The organism is Hymenobacter profundi, assembly GCF_019334315.1.
Lineage (GTDB): Bacteria > Bacteroidota > Bacteroidia > Cytophagales > Hymenobacteraceae > Hymenobacter > Hymenobacter profundi.
In genome coordinates this window covers 1-9,246 of sequence record NZ_JAHWGL010000145.1, presented here as the reverse complement: position 1 = coordinate 9,246, position 9,246 = coordinate 1, and the positions used below count along the sequence as shown (strand labels likewise).

Sequence of the window (9,246 nt, the reverse complement as noted above, 5' to 3'; positions counted from 1 at the left end):
CGTGTCATCCGATAAAGCCGAGCGAATCCGTGGTCTAGAAGTTGACGCCTACCGACGCTAGGAAATTGCGCGTAGCCTGCGGGAAGTACCAGTTGAACGTGTCGAGGCCGCCGCTGGCGCCGAGGTAGCTGTAGGTGTAGCCGTTGGCTACGTAGCGACGGTTTAGCACGTTATTTACTAGCAAACCCAACTCAATTTCCTTCACAAACTTTGGCCGGATGGTGTAGCGCGCCCGGAAGTCGAGCACCTGGTAGGGCTTGATGCGCCGGTCCTCGCTGGTGGTGTTGTCGAGGTACTGGCGGCTCACGGTTTTGTAGAGCAGCGCCAAGCGCAGGCCCGGCAGCGGCTGCCCCTCCAGCGTGTGCGCCGATACCACCGAAGGCGAGTAGGAAATGGTGCTCGTGCGCGGCGCTTCCGTCACGGGGTTGTAATCAGCGTCGTAACTGATGCCCTGATAATTCAGAATGCGGTTTTGGCTGACCGTGAGCGTGCTGCTCAGGCTTAGCTTATCATTGATAGAGGCAAACTCCGTTAGCTCTACCCCGCGCCGGTAGCTACGAGCTACATTAGTCCGCAGAGGCGTGCCCACATCGTTGAGCTGGCCGGTGGCTACCAACTGGTTGCGGTAGCTCATATAAAACCCGTTAATCTCAACGCGCACGGTGGCTGGAAAGCCTAACAATCGACCATTGGCGCGGGTGAAGCGGTAGCCGCCCTCCCAGTCGTTGAGGCGCTCGGCTTTAGCGCCTACGTCGCCGGCGGGGCGGTCGGTGAAGTCGGAGCGTACGGGCTCGCGCTGGCCCACGGCAAAGCTGGCGTAGAGCTGCTGCCCTTCAGCCAGGGCGAAGGTAGCGCCGGCTTTGGGGTTGAAGAACGTGTAGCGGGCGCGGGTACGCACGTCGTTCTGCTCATCTTCCACGCCATCAATAGCATACGTAATGTGGCGCACCTGCATATCGCCGTACACGCCCAGCTTGGGTAGCACTTGCCAGGTGGCGCGGGCGTAGGCGTTGTAGTCGGTTTTGCGGGCGTTGTTGAAGTAGTATCGCTGGCGAATGGTGCTGTTGGAAGCGTACTGCGCCCAGATCACTTCGCCGTAGTGGTCGTTATCAAACTGATTCCAGGCGCCGCCTATGGTGGCTTGCAGCTTGCCATCGCGAGGCTGGTAGTTGAGCGCAAAGGTGCCGCCGTAGAAGTAATTATCCAGCCATTTGCGGTCTACCAGGTTGGTGCGCGTGATGGTATCGCCGCCGATAATCACGTTTTGCAAGCCGTAGTCGGTGAATCGGCGGCGGGCGCGGTAGCTCTCGTAGTAGCCAAAGCCGCGCGTAAGGTGCAGGGCCGCGCCCACGTTCCAGTCGGGACCCAACTGCTGGGAGAGGTGCAGCTGGTAGTGGTTTTGCTGGTAGTTGTCGGTTTGGTTGTCGTAGGTGTAGTAGCTGTAGCGCCTACCCTCGCGGCGCACGCGCTCGGCATCAGCTTCGCTCAGCTCGCCGTTGTCGATGTAGTTCTGAAGCAGAGTCTGGTTGCCAGTAATGGCCGGTTCGGGCACACCGTTCCAGGCCTGGTAGGTTTTCTCGTGGCCCGAGAAGGTGATGAACTTCAGCATGGTATTCTTGCCCTGGTAGCCCGCCGCAAAGTAGTACGACTTCAAATCCGACGACGCCCGGTTCATATAGCCATCCGTGGCAATGCGCGACAGGCGGCCATCCACCGTGAAATGGCCGTTAATCAGGCCGGTGCCAAACTGCACGTTGTTTTTCCAGGTGTTAAAAGAGCCGTAGGTGTTTTGCGTTTCGGCGTAGGCCTCGCGGCGCACATCCAAGGTAGAGATGTTGATGCTGGCTCCGAAGGCCGCGCCGCCGTTCTGACTGGTGCCTACCCCCCGCTGCACCTGCACGGAGTTGATGGACGACGCCAGATCCGGCAGATTCACCAAAAACGACCCGTGCGACTCCGCATCGTTCAGCGGCACCCCGTTGATGGTCATGTTGATACCCGTGTTGCTGGTACCCCGAATACGGATATCGGTGTAGCCCACGCCCGCCCCGGCATCGGAATTAACGACTACAGAGGGCGTTTGGTCGAGCAGGTAGGGCAGGTCTTGGCCGAAGTTGCGCTTGGCTAGGTCTTCCTTGCCCAGGTTGGTGTAGGCGGTGGCTGTGCGCTCGTTGGCGCGCTGGGCCGTTACGAGGGCCTCGCCGGTGAGCACACCGCCGGTCTGCAATGGCACTGTGAGGCGCTGCGCGGTGGCCTGACCCTGCACGGTGCGCGTGATGGGGTCGTAGCCCACAAACGTGATGCGGAGCGTGTGCGCGCCAGCTGGCACAGCGGGTAGGGAGAAGCCGCCGGCCGCATCGGTTACCACCCCGGTAGCGCCGTCGAGCAGTACGGTAGCGCCGGGTAGCGGCGTGCCTGTGCGGGCATCGGTGATGATGCCGGACACGGGACCTTGCGCCCAGGCCGCTACGGGCAGCGTCAACAGCGCGGTACCCAAAACCAGTACATTTTTCAAGAATGCAAAAGCAGAAAAGTGGAACGGGCCCGGTGCCAGGGGTCGGCACCACTCGGGTTTTCACGTTCGCGGATCGTCTGTTCCCTTCGCCGGCATTACCCGGATCAGGTTCAATGGGTATGATCTCAGCCACTGGCCGCCACATGGCGGGTTGGCACCCCTAAACTATGGGGCAAAAGTAGGCGCTGCACCGGCCAGTTACAAGCAGAAGCACGCGGCTATTTTTCTTTCGCGCCAGAACTTCGTATCTTGGGTAGACGCGGGCGGAGGGGTTGAAAAAGTGACTTTTTCCGAAAACAACTCGGCCCCGACTGCCGTTAGTTAACTGACTGACAGTAGTCTTTCGTCGTCCTTTCCCTCGTCGATTCACCCACCTGCTTCCGCCATGATCAGTCTGATCTATACCCTTCTGGTCTTTGCCGTACTGGCGTATTTCCTGGTGATGCCCAAGCGGCGTTTCCTACGTCCCCCCTACCCCGACAACGACGACGAAGGCGGCGAGCCCCTCGACGACGGCCTACCCGACCTAGATTTGCCGCCCGGCATCACCCGCCCCATCAACGACTGGGAGCCCGATTACAACCGGGGCGTACCCACGCGCCCGGCCGCACCGCTGGTGTAGCCGCTGGCTTTCCCCTCAAAAAACAAGAACCCCTTCTAGTGGGCTGGCTTTCTCTCAATTCGTGGCTGAAAGAGAGAGCCTACCCTCAAAAGGGGTTCTTTGCGTGTAAGCCCCTCAGGGCGGACGCTACGGCAAGCGGCGCTGCATCCGCACGTACGGAATCGGACCTTTATAGAATACCTCCCCTTCCGGCTCCATCCCAAAAAGCCGGTAAAAATCAGCGGCCGATTGGCGCGAATCGCACCAAATGGCGTGTGCGCCCAGGCGGATGGCCTCGCCTAGCACGTGCGTGAGTAAGGCCGTGCCAATACCCTGCCCCTGAAAATCGGGATGGGTAGCAAACTTGCGAAACCGCGCCTCGCCCCGCGCATCCACAAACAACGAAATCACCGCTACCAGGTTCTCTCCTTCAAACACCCCAAAATGGTGTCCATCAGCATCTTCCGGCAGTTGCACGTATGCCAACGGTTTGTCGGGCCACAGTACCTGGTGGCGCAGGGCGTGGGTTTGCTCGGGGGTGATGGGTTGGATATGCATGCGCGAGCCACTAGGTAGTTGAATGTTTTTTCTCTGTCATCCTGAGCTTGCGAAGGACCTTCTCACGCATGAACGATAAGCGTAACAACGACTCGTTCTCACGTGAGAAGGTCCTTCGCAAGCTCAGGATGACAGGCAAAAGCAGAGAAACAGAAATGGATTTACTGCACAGCAATAGAATACGCGGCATTGAACTCCTGGCCGGGAGCCAAGGTCAGAATACCTTCCTTATCAGCTAGTTCCACGGGTGTACCTACTGTGCTGGCAATGCCTTGCCAGGGCTCTACACACACAAACTCGGCGCCGGGGCCTTTGGTCCAGAGGCCGAGGTAGGGAAAGCCGTCGAAGCGCAGACGCACGGCGCGGTCAGAGCGGGAATTGCGCAGCGTAATGGTAGAAAAGTCGAAATGCTTGAGCACCAGCGCATCGTCTTTGAACAAGTCGTACGTCAGCGGCAGCTCGGTTTGCTGATTTAGCACTGGCTCCGTTTCGCCGGAGAGTAGGCCGCCTTGCAGCAAGTACCGTTCGAACGTAACGGGGTGGTCGAAACGGAACGCGTAGTCCTCAAACGTTTCGCCAGGAAGCAGCGGGCACCGGAACGCCGGGTGTGCCCCGATGCTGAACAGCAGCTCCTGGTTGGTGGCGGGGTTCAGCACCTGCCAGCGTACGTCCAAGTTCAGCTCGTGCAGATGGTAGGAAATCCGCAGCACGAAATCGAAGGGGTAGACCTGCTTGCTCTGTTCGTCGGCGTGTAGCTCAAATGTCAGTTCGGTTTCCGTTTGCTGTACCAAGGCAAATTCCCGGTCACGGGCAAATCCGTGTTGGGGCAATTTGTATTCTTTGCCTTGATGCAGGTAAGTGTCCTGCGGCAGCTTGCCTACTATCGGAAACAGCACTGGCGCGTGGCGGCTCCACACGGCTGGGTCGGCCTGCCACATATATTCCAGCTCGGGCGGATTCTGTTGCGAATCGGTACGGACGAAGCTAGCCAGCTCGGCTCCTTTGGTGTTGATCGTGACGCGGCAGTGGTCGTTGATGAGCGTGTGTTGCATGGGTTGGGGTAGGGATATGAGCTATGGGGCTTTCGAAAAAACGTTTGTATTGTATCCACATACGCAGCTCGGCGCTTACTAACTATTCCGCAGCAACGCATCCACTGCCGCCACAGCCCGTGCCAGCCGCTCAGTCGGTGGCCCGCCTACTTCCACAAATTGGCTGGGTAGGCCCTGCAATTCCCGCCGGTACCACTCGTAGAAATACTGACGCTGCGCGGGGTCCGGGTGTTCGCGCAGGGGATCGGGCTCCCAGGGCAGGTCCACGTCGAGCAGTAGGGTCAAGTCGTGGGGATGTTGGTGCAGGTGGTCGGTAATCCAGATAGGACACTGCCCGAAAGCGTGCTCGGCCCAGATTTTTATCACCACCAAATCGGTATCAAAAAATACCACCGGTTTGCCGGCCGCCGCCGCTTCGGCCGTGGCTTGAACTTCGGCGGCAAGTTGGCCGCGGGCAATGGCCTCTAGGTCGGGCAGGGTGTAGGTAGGGCCGCGTTGATCGAGGTAGGCGCGAGCATACTCGGACGCGTGGGCGGTGCCGTAGTGCGCGGCCAGCAGGCGGCTCAGCGTGCTTTTGCCCGTCGATTCGGGGCCGGTGAGGGAAACGCGTAGCATTTAGATAGCTGAATTGGAGGTGCCAGTAGCTTGCGCTACCTGAGCAGCGCGTTTCCACTCCACGTAGCCGTACACGGCCAGCAAGAGGTACAATGCGTAGAGGCCGCTGGTAGGGTAGAGCTGTTTGTGCCACAGAATAGGCACGTACAAGGCATCGACGCCAATCCACAGCAACCAATTTTCCAGGCGCTTACGCATCATCAGGTACTGCGCGGCCAGGCTGACGGCGGTGGTCAGACTATCGAGGTAGGGGATGGTATCGTCGGTGTAGTGTTGCAGGTAGTAGCCGAAGCCACCCGTGAAAGCGGCCGCGCCCAGCGCGAGCAGCAGCCACTCCTGAGGGCGCGTGCGCGACACCGTTAGCTCGGTGCGGCGGGCGCCGCCGTAGAGCCATTCGTACCAACCGTACAGGCTCAACAGGATGAATACGACTTGCAGGTTGCGGTCGGCGTAGAGCTTGCTGTCGTGGTAAATCAGAATGTAGAGCGTACAGCTCACAATGGCTACCGGGAAGTTCCAAAGCGACTCGCGGGCGGCCAGCCACACGCACAAAAACCCCGTGACAACGGCTACCCATTCCAGCGGCGTGTTGCCCACGGCGGCCGTCCAGAATTCGTACAGAGAATGCAGCAAAACAACGCGTGTTTGAGTGAGCACCCAACCGAGTGCGGCCAAAGCTACCCAAACCTACCGAGCCGCGCCGTATTTTTGCCGCCTACCTTTCCTCGCTACCTATGCTGCCTGACCTCACGCCCACCGACCTGCACGCCCGCCAGCAACGCGGCGAAACTTTTCAGCTCATCGACGTGCGCGAGCCCATGGAATACGACTATTGCCGCATCGAGGGTAGCCACCTGATTCCGCTGGGCGAGCTGCCGCGCCGCACCGAGGAAATAGCCACCGACCGGCCTGTGGTGCTCATTTGCCACCACGGTGTGCGCTCTATGCAGGCGCTGGCGTTTTTGCAGCATCGCCACGGCCTCACCAATTTGCTCAATCTGAAAGGCGGTATCGACGCCTGGAGCCGCGAGGTAGACCCTGAGGTAGCGGTGTATTAGCAGTGTTGATTGCTAAAAATTGAATTGAAATACGTCTGTCATCCTGAGCCTGCGAAGGACCTTCTCACGGCAGAACGAATCATTGGTAGTTGATATTAAATGACGAGAACGACTTCGTGTGGTAGTGTTCCAGCTGTGAGAAGGTTCTTCGCAGGCTCAGAATGAAAAACGTATTACAGTAACTACTCCACTAGCCACCCGTGCATCTCCCCAACCTCCCCATCCGCGCTGCCCTACCCGAGCTGCTTGCTACGCTCGGCCGAAACGCCTGCGCGGTGTTGCAGGCCCCACCCGGCGCGGGCAAAACCACGCTGGTGCCGCTGGCCCTGCTCGAAGCCGACTGGATGCCGCCCGGCGGGCGCATTATTGTACTGGAGCCGCGCCGGCTGGCGGCGCGGGCGGCGGCCACGCGCATGGCGCAGTTGCTGGGTGAACCAGTCGGCCAGACCGTGGGCTACCGCATGCGTCTGGAAAGCAAAGTCTCCGCGAAAACGCGGATTGAGGTAGTAACGGAAGTGATTCTGACGCGCCAACTTCAGGACGACCCCGCGCTGGAAGGCGTGGCAGCCGTGCTGTTTGATGAGTTTCACGAGCGAAGCTTGCAGGCCGACCTTGGCTTGGCCTTGGCACTAGACGCACAGGCCGTACTCCGCCCCGATTTGCGGTTGCTAGTGATGTCGGCTACGCTGGAGGCCGAGCGGTTGGGCATTTGGCTGGGCTCGCCGGTGGTGCGTAGCGCCGGCCTGAGCTACCCCGTCGAGACGCACTACCTCACGCCAGCGCGGGCGGGCAGCGCCAGCCGCCGGCCCCACGAGCGGCTGCAAGACCTGATGCCCGCCGTTATCCGCGAAGCCCTGGCCACCCACGCCACCGGCGACGTGCTGGCCTTTCTGCCCGGCCTAGCCGATCAGCGCCGCGTGGCCGAGCGCCTGGCCCCTACCCTCGCGCCCACCACCGACCTACACGTGCTGCACGGCGAGCTACCTCTGGAACAGCAGGATGCCGCACTACGGCCGTCCCCAGCCGGCCGGCGCAAAGTAGTGCTGGCCACCAGCATCGCCGAAACCAGTTTAACCATTGAGGGCGTGACCATTGTGGTGGATGGTGGCTACGCCCGCGTGCCGCAGTTTGAGCCGCGCACCGGTCTTTCCACCCTCACTACCCAGCCCGTAAGCCAGGCCGCTGCCGACCAGCGCCGGGGCCGCGCCGGCCGCCTTGGTCCCGGCACCTGCTACCGCCTCTGGACCGCCGCCGACCATCACCAGCTACCCGCCTACCTCGCACCCGAAATCCTGACGGCCGACCTGAGCGCCCTGGCCCTGGAGCTGGCACTTTGGGGGGCCTACGATGCTCAAGCCCTGCGCTGGCTCGATGCGCCGCCCACCGCCGCGCTGGCTTTGGCCCGCGAACTATTGGTGCGGCTTCATGCCCTCCAACCCGATGGCCGCCCTACCCTCCACGGCCGGGCACTGGCAGGGCTTGGGCTAGCACCGCGCCTGGCACACTTAGTGGTGCGAGGCAAAGAGGTAGGGCAAGGCACCACAGCCTGCGCCCTGGCCGCCCTTCTCACCGAGCGAGACTTACTCCGCCCCGCCGACGGCTCCTTTGGCCCGCCCGATGTGCGCCTGCGCCTGGAAGCCCTGGAAACCGGCCGGGCGCCCCTACCCGGCCTGCACCCCGACCACGCCACGCTGCGCCGGGTGCGCGAAGCTGCTACAGTCCTGCGCCGCCGAGCCGGGGTAGAAGCCGCTCCGCTGGTGCCTGACGCGGCCGGCCTACTCACGGCCCTCGCCTACCCCGACCGCCTCGCCCAGCGCGAAACGCCCGAACGCGTGCGCTTGGTATCGGGCCAGCGGGCCACGTTGCCAGTGGAGTTTTTTAGCGCCAGCGACACGTTTTTTGCCGTAGCTACGCTGGATGGCGTGGCCGCGCAGCCACGAGCCGGACTGGCCGCGCCCATCAGTCGCGCCGAGCTCGAACAGCACTTCGCCTACCTCATCAAAGCACACGAGCAGGTGCGTTGGGACGATACCGCTGGCCGCGTGGTAGCCCGCCGCACGCAACGGTTGGGTGCACTGGTTCTAGCTGAATCTGCCCTACCTCAGCCCACGCCAGAAACGGTGGCTACCGTAGTGCTCGACCACTTGCGGGCCGCGGGAATCGGCCGGTTGCCGTGGACGGAGGCGGCCACACAGGTGCGGGAGCGGCTGGCGTTTCTGCACCACCTGCGGCCCCAGCAGTGGCCCGAGGTATCGGATGCGGCGCTACTGGAAGCGCTGCCCGAGTGGCTGGGGCCGTTCCTGGATGGCGTACGCTCCGCGGCCGATATCAGTAAACTAGACTTGGGGGAAGCGCTACTAAACTGGCTGCCCGACGGCTGGGCACAGCGCCAAGAGCTGGACCGCCTCGCCCCTACCCATCTGGAAGTCCCCACCGGCTCGCGCATCCGCCTCGACTACCACGACCCCACCGCACCCGTGCTGGCCGTGCGCTTGCAAGAGGTATTTGGCCTACTCGATACGCCTACGGTAGGCGGCGCGGTGCCGCTCACCCTGCACCTGCTCTCGCCCGGCTACCGCCCGGCCCAGGTAACGCGCGATTTGCGCAGCTTCTGGACCAGCAGCTACTTCGAGGTGCGCAAGGAACTACGCGGCCGATATCCCAAGCACTACTGGCCCGAAAACCCATTGGAAGCACAGGCTATTCGAGGCACCAAAAAGCAGAATGGGCTATTATGAAGTGTTGAGTTTGAGTGTTAAGTATTGAACGTAAAATCGCCTGTCATCCTGAGCTTGCGAAAGACCTTCTCACGTCAGAACGATAGTCACAATAACGACTCGTTTTAGC

8 protein-coding genes and 1 riboswitch are annotated in these 9,246 nt (G+C 61.4%); of the genes, 3 read left to right on the top strand and 5 right to left on the bottom strand.

Translation table 11 applies throughout. From position 1 onward, the window contains the following. Positions 1-34: 34 nt before the first annotated feature. Positions 35-2,515, bottom strand: coding sequence for a TonB-dependent receptor (locus KYK14_RS20670; RefSeq protein ID WP_219161596.1), 2,481 nt, complete (start codon positions 2,513-2,515; stop codon positions 35-37). 62 nt (positions 2,516-2,577) lie between these two features. Then, positions 2,578-2,687: riboswitch (TPP riboswitch) on the bottom strand. Between the two features lie 213 nt (positions 2,688-2,900). On the opposite strand from KYK14_RS20670, the gene KYK14_RS20665 reads away from it, so the two are divergent. Next, positions 2,901-3,137, top strand: coding sequence for a hypothetical protein (locus KYK14_RS20665; protein WP_185281264.1), 237 nt, complete (start codon positions 2,901-2,903; stop codon positions 3,135-3,137). 126 nt (positions 3,138-3,263) lie between these two features. Here the strand turns inward: KYK14_RS20665 and KYK14_RS20660 are convergent, their stop codons facing one another. The 4 genes from KYK14_RS20660 to pnuC form a co-directional block, all read right to left on the bottom strand. Next, positions 3,264-3,674, bottom strand: a complete 411-nt coding sequence (locus KYK14_RS20660; protein ID WP_219161595.1) for a GNAT family N-acetyltransferase — start codon at positions 3,672-3,674, stop codon at positions 3,264-3,266. A gap of 161 nt (positions 3,675-3,835) precedes the next feature. Continuing rightward, entirely contained in the window at positions 3,836-4,726 is an 891-nt protein-coding gene (locus KYK14_RS20655) for an aldose 1-epimerase family protein (RefSeq protein WP_219161594.1), read from the bottom strand. Between the two features lie 78 nt (positions 4,727-4,804). Next, on the bottom strand, positions 4,805-5,341 hold the full coding sequence (locus tag KYK14_RS20650; protein WP_219161593.1) for an AAA family ATPase: 537 nt from the start codon (positions 5,339-5,341) through the stop codon (positions 4,805-4,807). After that, the gene (gene pnuC / locus KYK14_RS20645) at positions 5,342-5,974 is read right to left on the bottom strand and encodes a nicotinamide riboside transporter PnuC (protein WP_219161592.1); all 633 of its coding nucleotides are present in this window, start codon (positions 5,972-5,974) and stop codon (positions 5,342-5,344) included. It lies immediately after the preceding gene. 101 nt (positions 5,975-6,075) lie between these two features. Between pnuC and KYK14_RS20640 the strand changes: the two genes are divergently transcribed. After that, positions 6,076-6,399 carry a rhodanese-like domain-containing protein gene (locus KYK14_RS20640; protein ID WP_219161591.1) on the top strand — a complete coding sequence of 108 codons (324 nt, stop codon included), beginning with the start codon at positions 6,076-6,078 and terminating at the stop codon, positions 6,397-6,399. A 200-nt stretch (positions 6,400-6,599) separates the two neighbouring features. Continuing rightward, positions 6,600-9,137: an ATP-dependent helicase HrpB gene (gene hrpB / locus KYK14_RS20635; RefSeq protein ID WP_219161590.1), complete on the top strand. Its 2,538-nt coding sequence runs from the start codon at positions 6,600-6,602 to the stop codon at positions 9,135-9,137. Positions 9,138-9,246 lie beyond the last annotated feature (109 nt).

Excerpts from the sequence above, each read along its gene's own strand:
- KYK14_RS20650 (WP_219161593.1), bottom strand. The coding sequence starts at position 5,341 with ATGCTACGCGTTTCCCTCACCGGCCCCGAATCGACGGGCAAAAGCACG.
- KYK14_RS20655 (WP_219161594.1), bottom strand. The coding sequence starts at position 4,726 with ATGCAACACACGCTCATCAACGACCACTGCCGCGTCACGATCAACACC.
- KYK14_RS20660 (WP_219161595.1), bottom strand. The coding sequence starts at position 3,674 with ATGCATATCCAACCCATCACCCCCGAGCAAACCCACGCCCTGCGCCAC.
- KYK14_RS20665 (WP_185281264.1), top strand. The coding sequence starts at position 2,901 with ATGATCAGTCTGATCTATACCCTTCTGGTCTTTGCCGTACTGGCGTAT.
- KYK14_RS20640 (WP_219161591.1), top strand. The coding sequence starts at position 6,076 with ATGCTGCCTGACCTCACGCCCACCGACCTGCACGCCCGCCAGCAACGC.